The organism is Streptomyces sp. NPDC006326, assembly GCF_040612915.1.
Classification (GTDB): Bacteria; Actinomycetota; Actinomycetes; order Streptomycetales; family Streptomycetaceae; genus Streptomyces.
In genome coordinates, this window is the sequence record NZ_JBEXRC010000061.1 from 23,490 (window position 1) to 40,033 (window position 16,544).

Here is a 16,544-nt window from a genome sequence, read left to right on the forward strand (position 1 = left end):
GGCGAGCGACGGTTGGGGTGCCCGGGATGCACACACCGATGGCCTCATCGTCGACTCCCCGGCGCTGGATACGAGAAGAGCAGGTCACCGGCCGGTCGACGGCCGGGCTCTGGAGAGTCTGCCGGGATGCGGTCGAGGAACGCTTGAGGAACGCACGGCATCCGCACGAGAGCGGGCCCGGGTGCGTGGCAAAGGTTTGCCCGCCTGTTTCCCGGTCACCTACGCTCGACGCCGGTTCCCGACAGATTTCTTGCCCCTTTTCCTGCCCGCCCGCCGACCTCAGGGATGCTCATGCTGCGACAGCCCGCGTTCGGACAGCGACTGAGAAAGCTCCGGATGGCCCAGGGCCTGTCCCAGACGGCGCTGGTGGGGGAGGGGATGTCCACCGGCTACCTGTCCCGGCTGGAGTCGGGGGCCCGCCAGCCCACCGAGCGGGCCGTGGCCTACCTCGCCGAGCGACTGGGCCTGCAGCCCGGCGACTTCGAGGAGCCGGCCACCGGCTCCCTCGCCCACGCGCTCACCCTGGCCGCCTCCACCGGCGCCCCCGACGCCGTCGAGTCGCTGCGCCAGGCGCTGGCGGCCGAGGGCCACGAGAGCCCGGTCCTGCGCTGGCAGGCGCTGTGGCTGCTCGCCCGGGCCGCCCGGATCCAGGGCGACCACGCCGTCGAGCGCGACCGGCTCACCCGACTGGTCGCGCTCGGCGAGGAGGTCGGGGTCAGCGAGCTGCGGGTGCGCGGCCTGACCCGGCTCGCCCGCTGCCTGCGTTCCGTCGGCGAGATCACCCCGGCCCTCGACGCGGCCGTCGAAGCCCACGGGATCGCCCTGCGCGAGCAACTGGGCGTGGAGGACCGGGCCGCCGCCCTGCTCGCGCTGGTCTCCGTACAGGCCGAGGCCGGGCGGATGGGCGACGCCCGTACGCACGCCGACGAGCTGACCGCCCTCGTCGAGGGCCGCACCGACGCCCTGTGGGCCGAGTCGATGTGGACCGCCGCCGCCGTCCGCATGCGCCAGGGCGACTACGCGGGCGCCCAGGCCTGCCTGGACGAGGCCATCGAGCGGTTCAGCAGCCAGGAGGACCTGATCCTGTGGATCCGGCTGCGCCTGGCCACCGCACGGCTGCACCTGCAGAAGCTGCCCGCCGACCCCGCCCAGGCGCAGGGCCGCGCCGCCGAGGCCGAGGCCGCGCTCGCCTTCGCGGGCACACCGGCCCTGCGCCAGGACCTGACGGCCCTCAAGGCCGACCTCGCCTTCGCCACGGGCCGTTACGACGACGCCCGCGACCTGCTCGGCACGCTGGCCGCCGACCCGTCGAGGATGACCTACCGCGGCCAGGTCCGGTTGGAGATCCTGCGCCACCAGCTGCTGATCCTCGGCGGCGACCCGGCCGGCATCCAGGGCCTGCGCGCCCTGGCCCAGCAGGCGCAGCAGGACGCGAACATCGACCTGGCCGCCGAGATCTGGCGGGTCCTGGCCGACGCCCTCACCCAGGCGGGGCAGCCGACCGCGGCGGGGCAGCCCACCACAGCGGGGCAGCCGACCGCGGCGGGGCAGCCGACCGCGGCGGGGCAGCCGACCACAGCGGGGCAGCCCACCACAGCGGGGCAGCCCACCACAGCGGGGCAGCCCACCACAGCGGGGCAGCCCACCACAGCGGGGCAGCCGACCACGGCCGTCCCGCCGGCCCGCAGCGGGGAAGCCGCCGTGTCCGGCGGTTGAGGAGGGCTCAAGTCGCCCGGTGCAGGCTGGACACACCCGCACGGGCGATCAGGGGAGGTGCACTCATGCCGTCGCAGCGCGTCCACGCGAGCGAGCAGACGGCGTGGGTGGCCGCCCCGGCCGGTGTGGTCTACGGGCTGCTGGCCGACGCCGTGCGCTGGCCCCTCCTGCTGCCCCTGCCCGTCCACGTCGAACGCATCGACTTCGACGGGGTCCGCGAACGGCTGCGGCTGTGGGAGACGGACCCGGCCGGGGAGCGGGTCCGCTCCCTGCACCTGCGCCGGGTGCTGGATCCCCCCGCCCGCACCGTCGCGTTCGAGCAGGAGGACGCCGGCCGCCCCGGACTGCCCACCACCGGCACCTGGTCCGTCGAGGCGCACGGCGAGACGCGGTCGCTGCTGACCCTGCGCCAGGAACGCGCCCTGGAGGGCACGGCCGCCGCGGGCACCCCGCACAGCCGGCAGCAGTGGCAGCGGGAGTCGGCCGCCCTGGTCGCCGCGGTCAAGGAGGTCGCCGAGCGCTGGGAGCGCCTGGACGGGCTGCTGCTGTCGTTCGAGGACAGCGTGCACGTCGACGGCCCCGCCGAGCTCGTCTACGACTTCCTCTACCGGATCGGGGACTGGAGCGGACTCCTGCCCCACGTGGACGCGGTCGAGGTGACCGAGGACGAGCCCGGCGTACAGCTGGCCGTCCTGGACACCGCGGGCCCCGACGGCCGCTCCGTCAGCACCCGCACGGTGCGGCTGTGCTTCCCCTCCGCCACCCGGATCGTCTACAAGGAGCCCGCGGCGCCGGGCCTGATCGCCGCGCACAGCGGCGAGTGGTCCCTCGTACCCGAGGGCGACGGCGTACGGGTCGGCTGCGCCCGGCAGGTGATGCTGCGCGAGGAGGCCGTCGAGGAGGTGCTCGGTGCGGGCACCGGCCTCGTGGAGGCCGGCCGGTACGTGCGCACGTGGCTGGGGCGCACCGGCACCGAGACCCTGACCCTGGCCCGATGGCACGCACAGAGCGCTGTGCGCCGCCTGCGATGAGCACGAGAAGGAGGCCGTCGATGGCCCTCACCCGGCCCGGCCCGCTGGAAGACCGCCAGACCCCGGTGCCCGCGCCCGGAACCTCCGCCGTGGGGGCGCAGGCCTCGCCCCCGCGGCAGCGGGCGCGGGCCGCCGCGCCGGCCCGTTCTTACGCGGCGCTGCCGCCCACCGTCGATCTGGCGCTGCGCGCCGTCCGTCTGGAGGCGCTGCTCGGCGACCCGCTCGACGAGGCCAACCCCTACGGTTTCCGGGCCCTCGCGCAGGGCGCGCCCGTGCCCGACCGTGCGGCGGCCCTGCTGGCGGACCTCGTGCGCGCCGAGTTCCTCCCGGCCGGCGGGTCCGGCGAACGCGGCGAAGGCGGCGCGACCGACGGGTCCGGCGGGGGCGGTGAGTACGTGGACGCCGAGCAACTGGTGCGCGTCCTGCGCCCCCTGCTGCGCCGCGACCTGGCCCTGGGCCACGCCCAGGGCGTGCAGGGCCTGCGCGGCGCCCGCGCCGCGGGCGTACCGGCCGGCGCACCGGAGGCCGGGTCGGAGGCAGGACCGCAGGCCGGGCTGGAGGCCCTGCTGGCCCCGGCCGCGCTGATCGCCTCGGCGGGCACGGCGCTGCGCGCCGCCGTGCGGGTGGTGGCCGACCGCGGCCCGCACGACGCCGCCGTCCGGCAGTGGCGGGGCCCGCTGGCCGCCGCGTTCGCCGAACTGCTGGCCTGCGAGAGCCTCCTCGGGGTGGCCCTGCGCGCGCTCGCCCTGCCCCAGGGCTGCGGCCCGGCGGTGCGGGCGGCCGCCGGGTACGTGGTGCCGGTCGTGGTGCGCGACGTACTCGACGAGGTCGGCCTGGTCCTGCGGGAGAGCGGCCAGGGCGCCGAAGCGCCGGCCCGCCGCACGGTGGCCCGGCTCCTCGCCGGCCTGCCCGAGGCCGGTGCGGGCGACGCACAGGTGGCCGCCCGCCAGGCCGAGCTCGTACGGGAACTGCCCGCGCTCGCCGCCGCGTTCGCCCGCCGCGGGGACGCCGCGGGCTCCGGGCCGCTGCTGCGCCTCGGGGAGGAGCTGCCGCTCCGCAGCTTCCCCCCGTCGCCCGGCAGCGACGACACGCTGGTGGCGGTGCCCGCCGCCGCGCACGCCCGGCTGAGCGCGGCGGCCGGGGCCGGCCCGGACGGTGACGGCGGCGATCCGTCCACCGCCGCGCTCGCCCGGGTGGCCGGGCGGCTGCTGAGCGAACAGCGCGCCCTGCTCAGGCCGAGCCGGGCCGCGGAGGAGGCGGACCCCCGCGATCCGGCGGTCCGCGCCGTCGCCGACCGGCAGGCGATGCTGCTGCTGGCGGCCGCCGTTCTCGGGGTCCAGGGCGCCGCCGACGACGGCAGGGGCCTGTTCCTCGGCAGGCGTCCCTGGGCGCTGCTCGCCACCCTGCGGATCACCGAGCGGCTCGGGATCGCCCCGGAGGGCCCCGGCGGCCCCGCCGCCACCGCGGCGCAGCAGCAGGTCTGGGCGGAACTGGACGCGCGGGACCGCCGGGGCGTCGACTGCGACGTGTACGCGACCCGGGTGCTGTGGTGAACGGCGGACCGTCCGCCGGGCCCGGCGCGCCCGTGCACGTGCCGGGCCCGGAGGGCCCCTGGGAGGAGGTCGGGGACCGGCTCGACGAGCACGGCCGCGTCGTGGTCTTCACGACCTGGGGGCAGTGGATGGCCGCCGCGCTCCTCGACCCGGGACTGCGCCCGCTGCTCGGCCAGGACTGGCCGCGCTACCGGCAGACGCCGGCCGCGGCCGGGCGGCTGCGGTTCGCCGTCTCGCGCGCCGTCATGAAGTACGCCGCCGCCACCGCCTTGGACGTGCCCCCGGCCTCCCTGGACCTGGGCCACCACCCCGGCGGGCGGCCCGTACTGCGGGGCCTGGGCGGCGAGGTGGAGCTGAGCCTCGCGCACACCGACGAGCTGATCGTGGTCGGGGTCAGCCGTACCGGGCCGATCGGCGTGGACGCGGAGCCCGCCGACCGGGCCCTCTCCTTCGACCTGCTGCGCGACCACGTGTGCACGGCCCGGGAAGGGCGGGCGCTGGCCGCGCTGCCCGAGGAGGAGCGCCGGGCCGGGCTGCTGCGGCTGTGGACCCTGAAGGAGGCGTACACCAAGGCGCTCGGGCACGGGCTGCGGCGCCGGTTCCCCGGCTTCGGCTTCGGCCGGGACGCCGAGGGCCGCACCGTCCTGACCGAGGGACAGGACGACGGGACGGGCGCGGGTGCGGGTGCGGGGGAGGGTGCGGGCGCCGGACCGGGCGAGGGGGCGTGGGAGTTCGCCACGCACCTCGTCCAGGACCGCTACGTCGTCAGCTCGGCGCACCGCCGGCGCCCGCCCGGCACCCCTGCCCGGGAGCCGGCGGTCGACACCGCTTCGGGCCGCGGTGCAGGTCCGCTTGAGGAAACGGCGGCCGGGCACGGGGGCGAACTACGCTTTTTGCGACCGGTGACCTCCGGCCCGGGCAGAGGAAGGCGGACGCCGTGAAAGCCAGTGAACGGGCCGCGTACGTACCGTGTCCGCCGTGCCGTGCCCGCGCTGAGGGCTGAGCCGCCGCGCCCCGCCCGTCCGCCCCTCGACACCGTACGGAGCGGCCGATGAGCGGCCGTGACGCGGCAGCCGGACCCGGACCGGTCCTGGCGGTGGTGCACGAGGTGGCGCACCACGCGCCCGGCTCCGCGCTCCTCCTGGACGTGCGCGGGCTGCGCACGGACGCGGACGCCGAGCTGCTCGCCGCACGCATCGCCGAACGCCACCGCCGCTTCCAGGTCACCCTGGACTGTGCGGGCCCGGGCCGGCACACCCTGCGGCTGCTGCCCGGCGCCGACGGCGAGCCCGCGCTGCTCGGCCCGGAGCTGCTGGCCGACCTCCTGGGCCCCTACCCGGGCACCGGCGAGCCGTTGGCCCTCGCCGGCCACCAGCGCGAACTGCTGCTGGAGGCCGTCACCCGCCCCGACGGGCCGGACCGCCACCTGGAACAGCTCCACTGGACCTGGACCGGACCGCTGGAGCGGGCCCGCTTCCGGGCGGCCTGGCAGTCCGTCTGCGAGCGCGAGTCGATCCTGCGCGCCGCCTTCGACTGGGCGGCCCAGCCGCGGCTGGTCCTGCACGCCCGCGCCGACGCCGACATCGTCCACCACCGCGCCCGCGACATCGGCTGGCAGGACCTGCTGGAGCGGGACCGCCGGCACGGCTTCGCACTGAACCGTCCGCCGCTGCTGCGCCTGACCGTGCTGGAGGGCGAAGCGGGCGGCCCGGCGCGGATCCTGCTGACCTACCACCGGGCGCTGCTCGACGAGCGCAGCGTGCACCTGCTGCTGCGCGAGTTCTACCGCGCCTACCTCGCCGGGGGCAGCCTGCCCGGCGGTGAACGCCGGCCGGACCTGCGCGACCACGCCCGCTGGCTGGCCCGTCAGAACACCGAGGGCGCCCGGCAGCTGTGGACAGCGGCCGCGCCGCCGCGCCATGCCGCCACCGCGGTGGGCCGCCGCGGCGGCGCCACCCGGCAGAGCGGCTCCGGGCGGCTGCACCGGCGGCTGGCGGAACCGCACAGCTCCCGGCTGCGGTCCTGGGCGGCCGCGCGGGGCGCCGGGGAGAGCAGCGCGCTGCACGTGGTGTGGGCGCTGCTGCTGTACCGGGCGGCGGGCATCGAGGGCCCCCTGCAGGTCAGTTTCGGGGTGCGGCTGTCCGGCCGGGACATCCTGATGCCCGGGGCCGCGGGCATTCCGGGGCTGCTCGCCGGCCCGCTGCCGATGACCGTCCGGGTGGATCCGGCGCAGCCGTTGGCCGACCTGCTGCGGCAGGTACGCGACGCCCTGCTCGACATGGCGGCGTACCCCTGGGTCTCGCCCGACCGGATCCGCGAGTGGGCCGGCCGCGACGAGGGCGAGCGGCTCACCGACACCCTCGTCTCCTTCGACGGCCCGGCCGAACTGCCGCATGCGCTGCGTGAGGACCTGCGGGCCCAGGGCGTCGAGGTGGACGAGCCGCACCCGGCCGGGGGCGGAGCCGGCCTGCCCATCACGGTCCTGGCGCGGCACGAGCGCGGCGGCGCGCTGGTCCTGAACGCCGTCTACGACCGCTCCAGCCTGGCCGACGCCGACGCCTCGGCCGCCCTGGGACAGTGCGTGAGCCTGCTGCGCGCCCTGGCCGAACTGCCCGACCAGAACGCCACCGTCGGCCAGGCCCTGGACCTGCTCGCGGACGTGGACGTCCCGTCGATGGCACGGCTGCTGCCCCGCCCCGCGAGCACCGCGGTGCGGACGCTGCGCGCGGGTGCTCCCGGGGCTGATCTGATCTGCCTGGTGCTGGTGGCGGGCGCGGCGCGGGGCGCGTACGAGCTGTTCGGCCGCCGGCACCGGGGCCCCGAGCAGGTCGTCGAGCTGGACCTGGCCGGCCCGCCGGCCCGCGCAGCCGCGGGGGCGCTGCCCCGGGAGCTGGCCGAGGCGCGGGCGGCCGGGCGACGCCTGGTGCTGTGCGGCAGCGGGCCCGGCGCGGGGGCCGCGTACGAGCTCGCGCGGGCGCTCGCGTACGGCGGCGGGCCCGCGGTGCAGGTGGTGATGACCGGCATCTCCGGCCCGGAGACCAGCGCCCACGCCCTGGCCCAGGGCCTGGCGGCCCTCCCCGCCCACCGCCCCTGAGGTCCCCGGCCCGCCCCGGGCGGCTGAGCCGAAGGGGCCGCGCCGGCGAAGGAGGGCGAGCGCCAGGAGGAATACGCGAGGAACGAGCGGATTCCGAGGACGCACGTCCTCCTGGAGCCGGCAGAGGCGGCCCCGGAGGCGAAGCCGCCCGCAAAAAGGAGGAACGAGCGGATTCCGAGGACGCACGTCCTCCTGGAGCCGGCAGAGGCGGCCCCGGAGGCGAAGCCGCCCGCAAAGGAGCAGGCTCAGGCAGCGGCTTCGACGGCGGCTTGGGCGTGCAGGCGGGTGCGGACGCGGCGGCGGGCGGGGGTGCCTCCGGGGCCGCGCGGGACGGTGTCGAGGGCTTCGAGGCGGCGGATCTGCTCCCCGGGGCCGAGACGGGAGTTGGCGCGTTCGGCGATCGAGTCGAGGACGTCGAGCAGCCCGGCGGACGGCGCCGCGTCGCGCAGCACGATCCCGGCCCACACCAGCGCCCCGTGCACGGGGTCGGGCCAGTCGGCGACGATGCACTCGGCGACCCGCGGGTCCTGTCCGATCACCCGCTCGACCAGGGACGGGGCCACCAGGGCCTCGTCGCAGGCGAAGACGTCGCCGAGGTGGTCCACCACGTGCAGACCGCCGTCCTCGTCGAGGTAGCCCGCGTCGCCGGTGCGCAGCCAGCCGTCCTCCGCGTCCGGCGCCGCTGCGCCCAGGCTGCCGGGGGCCAGCTGCGGTCCGCGGACTTCGACGGCGCCCGTCGCCCACACCGGGACGGGAGTGCGGCCCGCCGGGGCCACGACGCGGCATTCGGTGCCGGGCAGGGGCATCCCCACGGCTCCCAGCCCGGGCCGGGCGCCGGGCAGCTGGTGGTGGGAGAGGGTGCACAGTTCGCGCAGGCCGTACCCCTGCAGGACGGGCACGCCGAGGACGTCGCGCAGCCGCCGGGCGGCGGCGGCTTCGAGGGCGGTGCCGCCGGCGAGCACGGCGCGCAGCCGCAGCCCGGCCAGGTCGGGGTGGCCGGGGGCGAACCGCTCGTCGCGGGCGAGCCGTTCGAGGCGGGAGGACAGGCCGTAGTAGTGCTCGGCCCCGGTGCGGGCGGCCAGGGCGAGGCCCGCCCAGGGGTCCGGGTCGGTGCACAGCACCTGTCGGCTCCCGGCGTGTACGGCGGCGTTGAGGTGGGCGGGGTGGTGCAGCGGCAGGTGGTTCACGATGACGCCGCCGGGCGCCAGGTGGTGGGCGATGGTGGTCTGCGCCGCGTTGGCGATGAGGTTGCGGTGCGTGAACCGGACCGGGCGCAGTCCGCCCGCACCGTGCGGGGTGAACTGGGTGCAGGCAACGGCGTCGACGTCGGTGCCGGCCGGTTCGTACGGCGTCGGCGGTACGTCGGCGAGGGCCGTGGCGAGCGGTACGGCCGAGCCGGGGGCCACCCCGTCGGCGGCGTCGGTCACCACGACCGTGTGCAGGAGCGGCAGCCGGTCCTCCAGTTTGATGAGGACCTCGGCGAGGGCGGCGGGGACGAAGGCGATCTCGGCGCCGGTCGTCGTGAGGACCTCGTGCAGGGCGGCCGGGCCCGTCTGGGGGTCGACCAGGGCCAGCGGGTGTCCGCTGCGCAGGACGCCGTAGTACACGCAGGGGAAGACGGTGTCGGGGGTCGGGGCGGCCGCGACGACGGCGCCGGGGCGCCGCGCCGTGCGCCGTACGCAGTGGGCGATCCGGTCCGCCTCGCGGTCCATCCCGGGGTAGCTCAGCGTCGCCCGGCCGGCGGTGACGGCCGGGCCGTCGCCGCCGCGGGCGGCCGCGCGCCGCAGCAGGTCGTCCAGCGGGTTTTCCAGGTATCTGAGGATGGCCACGGCGCGCTCTCCTGTGCGGTACGGCGACGGCGGTGCGGAAGACCCCACTGTCGGCGCCGGTGCTCAAGAGGTCGTCGAAGGCTGCTGGAAGGTCTCCACGGGGAGCCGTGCCGGGCCCTACCGGGCCACGCCGGGCCCGTACCGGCCGTACCGGGGCCGCACCCCGGCCGCACCCGGCCGTACGGCGCCGCGGCAGGCCGCCGCCCGCGCCCTACGCGGCGAACAGGTCGAAGGTCGAGGTGTGCCGCGGTCCGGCGAGCACGTCGAGCTGTGGGTCCACGGCCAGCATCGCCTGGTGCAGCCGCTGGAGCTGCGGCGAGGGCTCCACGCCGAGGTCCTCGATCAGGCGTACGCGCAGCCTGCGGTAGACCTCCAGCGCCGATGCCTGCCGGCCCGAGCGGTAGAGCGCGACCATGGCCTGCGAGTGGAGCCCCTCGTGCTGGGGGTGGCGCGCGGTCAGCTCGGCGAGTTCGGCGATCAGCCCGGAATGGCGGCCCAGGCGCAGATCGGCGTCGATGCGCCGTTCCACGGTGACCAGGCGGCTCTCCTCCAGGCGCATGGTCTCGATGTCGAGGATCGGCCCGACTCGTACGTCGACCAGGGCCGGGCCCCGCCACAGGTCCAGCGCGGCCCGGAAGCGGTCGGCGGCCACCTGGCTCTCGCCCGCGTCGAAGGCGCTCTGGCCCTCGCGGACCAGGCGGTCGTAGTCGTGGACGTCGACGCTGTCCTCGGGGATCTGGAGCAGGTAGCCGCCGTGCCGGGTGGCCAGGACCTCCTTGGCCCCGCCGGGTGCGCCCGGGCCCATGGCGGTGCCCAGGCGACGGCGCAGCTGGAGGATGTACGTCTGAAGGGTGGTCAGCGCGCTGTTGGGCGGCTGGGTTCCCCAGATCTCCTCCATGAGGGTGGGGACGGGCATGACGCGCCCGGGATAGAGCGCGAGAAGCGACAGAACCTGTCGCGGTTTTCCGGCCGTCGGAACAATGGATTCCCCGTTGACCTCGGCACTCAACGGACCCAGAACCTGAATCCTCACGGTCTCCTCCGTACTCGTCGAGTTCCTTGTCTCTTTCTTTCCGTCCGGTGACCAAAAAACTGCCCCCGCTGCAGGAACGCTAGCGGGGGAAGGTGCTTTTCATCACTTTCCTTTAGTGGCTCTTGAGCCGCCTTCCACCTGCGAACTTTCCGTGCCGGAGGGGAGGTTGGCCGGACGGGTTCCGAACGGGAATGGGAGAGCGTGAACCGGAGGTAAATCGTCGGCAAAGAAATGCCCCGGAATCGTTACCGCATCCCGTCCCGGAACGGTTGCCCGAAGATCGGTCAGAAAGCCGGGGAAATCCCCGCGCCGGCGCCGACCGGCGCCGGCAGCGGGAAATTCCGCGGCGCCGACCGGCTCCAGGGGAAGCCCACGTTGAGCTGGATCTCCCCGTCCTGCGCCGCGTCGGCGGGCACGGCGACGGCGACCAGCACGCCGGGCACCGGCTCCAGTTCGATGAACCACCACAGGCGGCCCGTGTCGTCCTCGGGCGGGGTGAAGGCGCGGACGCCGCGCTCGTCGTCCATGGTGAAGACGAAACTGTCGAACGGCAGCCCCAGGCCCAGGCCGCGGGCCTTGGAGTACGCCTCCTTCAGCGTCCACACGCGCAGCGCGCGCCGGTCCCGCTCGCGGCCGGGCGCCAGTTGGTCGACCCAGGCGCGCTCCTCCTCGGCGAAGGTGCGCACGATGGTGGTGATGGCCTGCTCGTCCCGGTCGTCGAGCCGCTCCACGTCCACCCCGATGCGCTGGCGGCGCACGATGCCGAGCAGGTTGTAGCCGCCCGCGTGGGAGAGGTTGAAGTCGAGCTGGGAGCCGCCGCGCGGCAGGGCGTCGGGGGCGGGCCGCAGGAAGGGACGGCCGCGCGCGGAGCGCCAGATGACCAGCTCGGCCTCGGGCAGGCCCGCCTCCAGGGCGAGGGCGCGCCGCACCAGGGTGTGGGCGATCAGGTACTGGCGGCGGTCGCGCTCGAAGAGGAACTTGCCCGCGGTCTTCTGCTCGCGGGCGTCGAGCCAGTGCCGGGCCAGCAGGCTCGCGACCTCGGGGGCCACGTCGTCGTTGGGGCACAGCCACAGGGTCACGGGGCCGGGCGCCTGCGGCCCGGAGGCGGCCGCGGGAGCCGGGGCCGTGGGGGCCGAGGCCGGGGCCGCGGCTGCGGCGAGCGGCGCCGGCTGCAGGTCGGTGCTCACCGCTGTCCTCCCTGCGCCGCGGCGGAGGCGGGCCCGAGGGGCCGTGGCCGCAGCACGCTCGTGGGCAGCGAGCTCACCCGCCCGGCGCCGGGCGCCGGGGCGGCGGTCAGGACGTCGAGGCCGCCCAGCCACAGGCGGGTCAGCTGCTCCCAGCGGCCGCCCTGCCACAGGGCCTCGACGTACGCGAGCGTCTCGTCGAGCCCGTCCAGCAGCAGCGGGTGCCCGGGAGCCGCGTGCAGGTCCGCGGTGCGCACCCCCGGCGCCTGCCCGTGCTCGGCGAAGCCGGCCAGCGCCGCGGCGAGTGCGGGCAGGTCCTGTGCGACGAGGGCGAGGCGGCAGGCCATCGCGGCCCGTCCCGTACGCAGTTCCCCGGCGACGGCGGACAGTTCGTGGTCCGCCGCCTCGGGCCGCTCCAGCCAGTCGGCGATCCGGCGGGCGGTGGCGGCCAGATGCGCGGGAGTGGGCGCCGACAGCAGCACCAGCTCCCCGGCCCGGTCCCGGGGCGGCGCCCCGGGCGGCGCCGGGGGACCGGCCGCGGGCGGAGCCTCCTGGAGGAGCACCACGGCGTGCGGGGCCTGCGCCGGGTGCACCCCCACCAGCGCGCGGCGGGGCGCCGGGCCGGTCCACGGGGCGGGCTCGGCAGGACCGCCGGGCTCCGGCAGCCGCGTGGCGCGGTGCAGTTGGAGCACGGCGCGGGCGAGGGCGGCCGCGCCGGTGGCCGCCCCGGCTTCGCCCACGCAGGCCGCGACGGTCTCGGCGTCCTCCGTCAGCCCGACCTCCGCGGCCGCGACCCGGGCGGCGGTCAGGGCGCGGCGCACCAGGCGCTCGCGCAGCGGGCCCGGCTCGCCCCGGCCGGTGTGGCCGACGGCTCCCGCCAGCAGCACCGCGTGCACCGGATCCGCGTCGGCCAGCGCGGCGGACAGCGGTTTGAGCAGTACGGCCGCGACCGCCTCGCCGCTGCCGGGCCGTTGCCGTGCGGGGTGCAGCCGCAGGTCGGCGGCGGCGACCAGGGCCGCCGCGCACTCGCCCGCGCGCAGCGAGGCGAGGGCCAGGTGCAGGGCGGTGAGGAAGGAGGAGCCGCCGGTGTCGACGCTCTGGCTCGGGCCGCGCAGGTCCAGCAGCTGCGAGAGCCGGCCCGCGGCGTGGGCCGGCGCGGCGGCGAGGCCCGCGGGGGAGTCCGGGGCGGTCCGGGCGGAGGGGCCGACGGCCGTGAACACGCCGACGGCGCGCGGTGCACCGTCGGCGCCGGTCAGCCCGGCCAGGCGGGCGCCCGCGTATCCGGCGCCTTCCAGGGCCTGCCAGGCGCTCTCCAGCAGCAGCCGTTCCTGGGGGTCGATCAGCGCGGCCTCGGCCGGGTCGATCCCGAACAGCTCCGGATCAAAGGCGTCCACGGCGTCCAGGAAATGGCCCGGGCCCGCGGGGTCACCGCCCTGACGGCGGCCGTCCGGGGCCGGGCCCGAGGTGTCGCGCCCCTCCAGCGCCGCCTGCCAGAACGCCTCCAGGTCGGCGGCCTGCGGGAAGCGGCCGTGGAGCGCGATGACGGCGCAGGGTTCGGCTCCCGCGTCCGCGTCCGCGCCCGCGTCCGCCGCCGCGGCGCGCGGGCCGGCTGCGGGCACGGTGCCGGTTGCCGGAACGGTGGCGGTGGCGGGGGCCGGGTGGGCTGCGGCCGCGGCGGGACGGGCAGCCGGGCCGGGCGGGGCCGCCGGGGCTCCCGTCAGCAGGGCCACCGCGTGCCGGCGCTCCAGGGTGCCGTTCTTGAAGCGCGTCAGGATTTCCCGGTTGTCCATCAGGCCGGCGTGCCCTTCGTCTCGTTTCGTCTCAGGCGGTGCGGGAGGCCAGCAGGGCGGCCGCCTCGTCGATGCCGAGTACGTCGTCGCGCACCGCGTCCAGCAGCGCGTCGAGGTCCAGCGGCGGCGCGGCGGGACCCGCCGCTGCCTGCGCCGGTACGGACACGGCAGGGAACCCGGCGGCCGGCGCCGGGGCGGGGGCCGGGGTGCCCAGCCGTGCGGAGAGGTGGGCCGCCATGGCGGCGAGGTCGGGGTGCTCGTAGAGCAGGGCGGCCTGTTCCTTCAGCCCCCAGGTGCGGTTGATGCCCTCGACGAACTCCGCCGCCAGGATGGAGTCCAGGCCCAGCACCGTGAAGGGCGCCCGGTCGTCGAGTTCGCCCGGCGCGCAGCGCAGGATCCGCGCCAGCTGGGTGCGCAAGGCGGTGAGCACCGAGTCGTCCCGCGGCGCGAGGGCCCGTACGGGCGCCGGCGCGGGGGACGGGGAGGCGGACGGGGAAGCGGAGCGTGAGGCTTCGCGGGCCGGGCCGTCCGCGGCGCCGAGCCGCGCCGCGATGTGGCCGGCCAGCGCTGCGGGGGTCGGGTGCTCGCCCAGCGCCCCGGCCTCGATCCGCGTGCCGTAGCGGGCTCCCAGGGCGCCGAGGAACTCCACGCCCCGCAGCGAATCCAGGCCCAGCAGCGGGAACGGCAGCCCGGGGTCGACGAGGTGGGCGTCGGTCCCCGTCATACCGGCCAGCACCGCGGTGAGCTCGGCCAGCACGTCGGCGGCCGGGGTCTGCGGGACGGGCTGCCCGGCCGGGTGGGATGCGGTGGTCATGAGGGCGTCTCCAAGCGTCGGATCCCGGTGGCCTCTGCGGTGCACTTTCCTGCATTTCCCTGGACCGGTCCTCGAATTGCGGTGGGGCTGCGGGAAAGGAGTCTTGACGCGCGGCGGTGCCGCTGCCGAACCTCAAGGAGGTATTTCGCTCTGCGCTGCTCGCGTCTGAAGGGGACATCATCGTGGTGAACAAGAAGAACGTGCCGGGATCCGAGTCGGAGCTGTCGGCGGTCGTATCGGGCGAGGCCGGCGACGGCGTGGACGAGAATTCGGACGCGTTCCTTCTCGGCAACATCGCGCTCCAGTAGAGACGCGCTCGCACGCAACGACAGGGGGCCCACCGGCGGTGGGCCCCCTGGCATGTGCGACCGGGGCGGGTCTGGGTCGTGTCGTCAACGTCCCGTCTGGCCGGTGGGCCCCCGCCCTGCGGGCGGCCGACGCCACTTTGACGACACTCCCCAGGTCAATACACCTAGGAGGCGGCCAGGGCCACGCACATGCCGCCGAGTGCGACGGCCTGGAGCAGGACCCGGGCGTTGATGACGCTGTCCCAGGTGCGCTGCAGTGCACGCGCCTCGGGGGCGACCCGGCAGTCGAGGGCGGCGCCGGTCAGCTCCTTGTTCACCGGGGCGCTGACCTTGTTGTAGATGACCAGCCACACCACCAGCGCCAGCGCCGCCACCCCGGCGGCCACGGACACGGTCGCCTTGCCGTCGAAGCCGGCCACCGCGGCGGTGGCGACGGTGGCCACCAGGCCGAAGACGCCGGGGATGGGCATCCGGGCGTCCCCGAAGCGGTGGATCTGGCCCATGGCGCTGGTCAGGGCGGCGTCGTCGACGTGCGCCATGGCCGGCCGCTGCACCAGCGCGGAGAAGACGTCGGTGCCGTAGACCACCGCGTTGGCCATGGTGGCCACCACGGCCAGCGTGAGCAGGAGCGCTTCCATCACAACCACCTTTGTCGGTCTGCCGGTTGCCGCGTGGCCGCGGGCCACGGGGTTTAAGCGATGCTAGATGTCCTGCCGACACTATCAAGGTCGATGCTTGAAATGCTAGCGTTGACAACTCCACGAGTCCGTCAGCGATTTCACGCCCGGACAGCCCCGAGGAGACTCAGAGATGGCCATAGGACGCGCCCGTCGCATACTCATCGCCGGCGGAGGGATCGGCGGTCTCGCCGCAGCCCTCGCCCTGCAGCGCAGGGGCTTCGAGACCGTCGTCCTGGAGCGCGCCGAAGAACTGCGGGACGGCGGCGCCGGCCTGCACATCTGGACCAACGGCGTGCTCGCGCTGGACTACCTGGGCCTGGCCGAGCAGGTCCTCGCCGTCGCCCCCGCCCAGCAGACCGCTCACTTCAGCACCTGGCGGAACGAGGTCCTCGGGGCCTGGCCGATCGGCGACTTCGTCGCCCGCTACGGGGCGCCCACCATCGCCGTCGAGCGCTCCGTCCTGCACGGCATCCTGCGCGAGGCGCTGGAGGGCCCCGTGGTGCGCACCGGCGCGCACGTGGTCGGCTTCGACCAGGACGCCGAGGGCGTCACCGTCCGCTTCGCCGACGGCGGCAGCGAGCGCGGTGACCTGCTGATCGGGGCCGACGGCATCCACGGCGCCGTGCGCGACTGCATGTTCGGCCCGGCCAGGAACCGCTTCAGCGGCTACATCGCCTGGCGCGGCCGCGCGCCGATGGAGCACCCCGAGATCCCCTCGGGCACCTTCAACGCGATGTTCGGCCCCGGCACCCGCTTCACGTACTACGACGTCGCGCCCGGGCTAGTGCACTGGATGAGCGTGGCCAACGGCAAGCCGGGGGGCCGCGACGAGCCCGGCGTACGGGACATGCTGCTGCGCCGCCACGAGGGCTGGGGCGGCCCCGTCGCCGACATCCTGCGCGCCACCCCCGAGGAGTGGATCCTGCGCGGCGACGTCGAGGGCCGCAAGCCCGAACGCCAGTGGGGCCAGGGCCGCGTCACCCTGCTCGGGGACGCCGCGCACCCCATCACCTTCAACATCGGCCAGGGCGCCTGCCAGGCCCTGGAGGACGCCCTGGTGCTGGCGGAGCACCTGGCGGGGTCCGGCAGCGACCCGGTGGCCGCGCTGCGCGCGTACGAGGCCGAGCGGCGCAAGCGGACTGCGCCCCTGCAGAACATCGCGTGGCGGATCGGGCAGATGGGGGCCGTCGAGAACCCGCTGCTGATCAAGGCGCGCGAGGCGTTCATGCGCAAGAACTGGAACACCAAGGCCTTCGCGGCGGCGGAGAAGGGCCAGGTCGCCTACGGCACCCGCTGGGCGAAGAAGCCCGGCCGGCGGCCCGAGCCGGCCGAGCCGCTCTGGTAGGCGGGGGGGGGCTTCGGGGGCGGGATTCCCGCGGGCGGGGTCGGTGAAGTTCCGGGGGCGTCCCGGCAGTCTGTTGTCTTTCCGGGGCGGGCCGGGCCGTCAAGGGCGCTCCTTCGTCGCGTCGCTTCGCGATGGCCTTCGGCCACCCCTGACCGCCCGGCCCGCCC

13 protein-coding genes are annotated in these 16,544 nt (G+C 76.3%); 7 read left to right on the forward strand and 6 right to left on the reverse strand.

Annotation, left to right across the window (positions count from 1 at the left end; genetic code table 11):
- The first annotated feature begins 291 nt into the window (after positions 1-291).
- The 5 genes from ABZ128_RS32085 (at position 292) to ABZ128_RS32105 (ending at position 7,394) form a co-directional block, all read left to right on the forward strand.
- Positions 292-1,716 carry a helix-turn-helix domain-containing protein gene (locus tag ABZ128_RS32085; RefSeq protein WP_356852988.1) on the forward strand — a complete coding sequence of 475 codons (1,425 nt, stop codon included), beginning with the start codon at positions 292-294 and terminating at the stop codon, positions 1,714-1,716.
- 65 nt (positions 1,717-1,781) lie between these two features.
- Positions 1,782-2,747 carry an SRPBCC family protein gene (locus ABZ128_RS32090; protein WP_356852990.1) on the forward strand — a complete coding sequence of 322 codons (966 nt, stop codon included), beginning with the start codon at positions 1,782-1,784 and terminating at the stop codon, positions 2,745-2,747.
- 20 nt (positions 2,748-2,767) lie between these two features.
- Positions 2,768-4,300, forward strand: a complete 1,533-nt coding sequence (locus ABZ128_RS32095; protein ID WP_356852991.1) for a hypothetical protein — start codon at positions 2,768-2,770, stop codon at positions 4,298-4,300.
- Entirely contained in the window at positions 4,297-5,241 is a 945-nt protein-coding gene (locus ABZ128_RS32100) for a 4'-phosphopantetheinyl transferase superfamily protein (protein ID WP_356852993.1), read from the forward strand. Before ABZ128_RS32095 ends, ABZ128_RS32100 begins: the two co-directional genes overlap by 4 nt.
- Before the next feature lie 110 nt (positions 5,242-5,351).
- The gene (locus ABZ128_RS32105) at positions 5,352-7,394 is read left to right on the forward strand and encodes a condensation domain-containing protein (RefSeq protein WP_356852995.1); all 2,043 of its coding nucleotides are present in this window, start codon (positions 5,352-5,354) and stop codon (positions 7,392-7,394) included.
- A gap of 245 nt (positions 7,395-7,639) precedes the next feature.
- Here the strand turns inward: ABZ128_RS32105 and ABZ128_RS32110 are convergent, their stop codons facing one another.
- The 5 genes from ABZ128_RS32110 to ABZ128_RS32130 all read right to left on the reverse strand — a co-directional run bounded on the left by ABZ128_RS32110 (position 7,640) and on the right by ABZ128_RS32130 (position 14,044).
- Positions 7,640-9,223: a class I adenylate-forming enzyme family protein gene (locus tag ABZ128_RS32110; RefSeq protein WP_356852996.1), complete on the reverse strand. Its 1,584-nt coding sequence runs from the start codon at positions 9,221-9,223 to the stop codon at positions 7,640-7,642.
- 211 nt (positions 9,224-9,434) lie between these two features.
- Entirely contained in the window at positions 9,435-10,256 is an 822-nt protein-coding gene (locus tag ABZ128_RS32115; RefSeq protein ID WP_356852998.1) for an AfsR/SARP family transcriptional regulator, read from the reverse strand.
- A gap of 284 nt (positions 10,257-10,540) precedes the next feature.
- Entirely contained in the window at positions 10,541-11,443 is a 903-nt protein-coding gene (locus tag ABZ128_RS32120) for a 4'-phosphopantetheinyl transferase superfamily protein (RefSeq protein ID WP_356853000.1), read from the reverse strand.
- On the reverse strand, positions 11,440-13,230 hold the full coding sequence (locus ABZ128_RS32125; protein WP_356853002.1) for a polyketide synthase: 1,791 nt from the start codon (positions 13,228-13,230) through the stop codon (positions 11,440-11,442). Before ABZ128_RS32125 ends, ABZ128_RS32120 begins: the two co-directional genes overlap by 4 nt.
- 31 nt (positions 13,231-13,261) lie before the next feature.
- A complete protein-coding gene (locus ABZ128_RS32130; protein WP_356853003.1) occupies positions 13,262-14,044 on the reverse strand; it encodes an acyl carrier protein in 783 nt (260 codons plus the stop codon).
- A gap of 116 nt (positions 14,045-14,160) precedes the next feature.
- On the opposite strand from ABZ128_RS32130, the gene ABZ128_RS32135 reads away from it, so the two are divergent.
- Positions 14,161-14,352 (forward strand): hypothetical protein, encoded by a 192-nt coding sequence (locus ABZ128_RS32135; protein ID WP_356853005.1) that lies wholly within the window; start codon positions 14,161-14,163, stop codon positions 14,350-14,352.
- Between the two features lie 164 nt (positions 14,353-14,516).
- On the opposite strand, the gene ABZ128_RS32140 is transcribed toward ABZ128_RS32135, so the two are convergent.
- Positions 14,517-14,990, reverse strand: coding sequence for a DUF1772 domain-containing protein (locus tag ABZ128_RS32140; protein ID WP_356853007.1), 474 nt, complete (start codon positions 14,988-14,990; stop codon positions 14,517-14,519).
- A gap of 172 nt (positions 14,991-15,162) precedes the next feature.
- On the opposite strand from ABZ128_RS32140, the gene ABZ128_RS32145 reads away from it, so the two are divergent.
- Complete coding sequence (locus ABZ128_RS32145) at positions 15,163-16,377, forward strand: FAD-dependent monooxygenase (RefSeq protein ID WP_356853008.1); 1,215 nt, start codon at positions 15,163-15,165, stop codon at positions 16,375-16,377.
- Positions 16,378-16,544 lie beyond the last annotated feature (167 nt).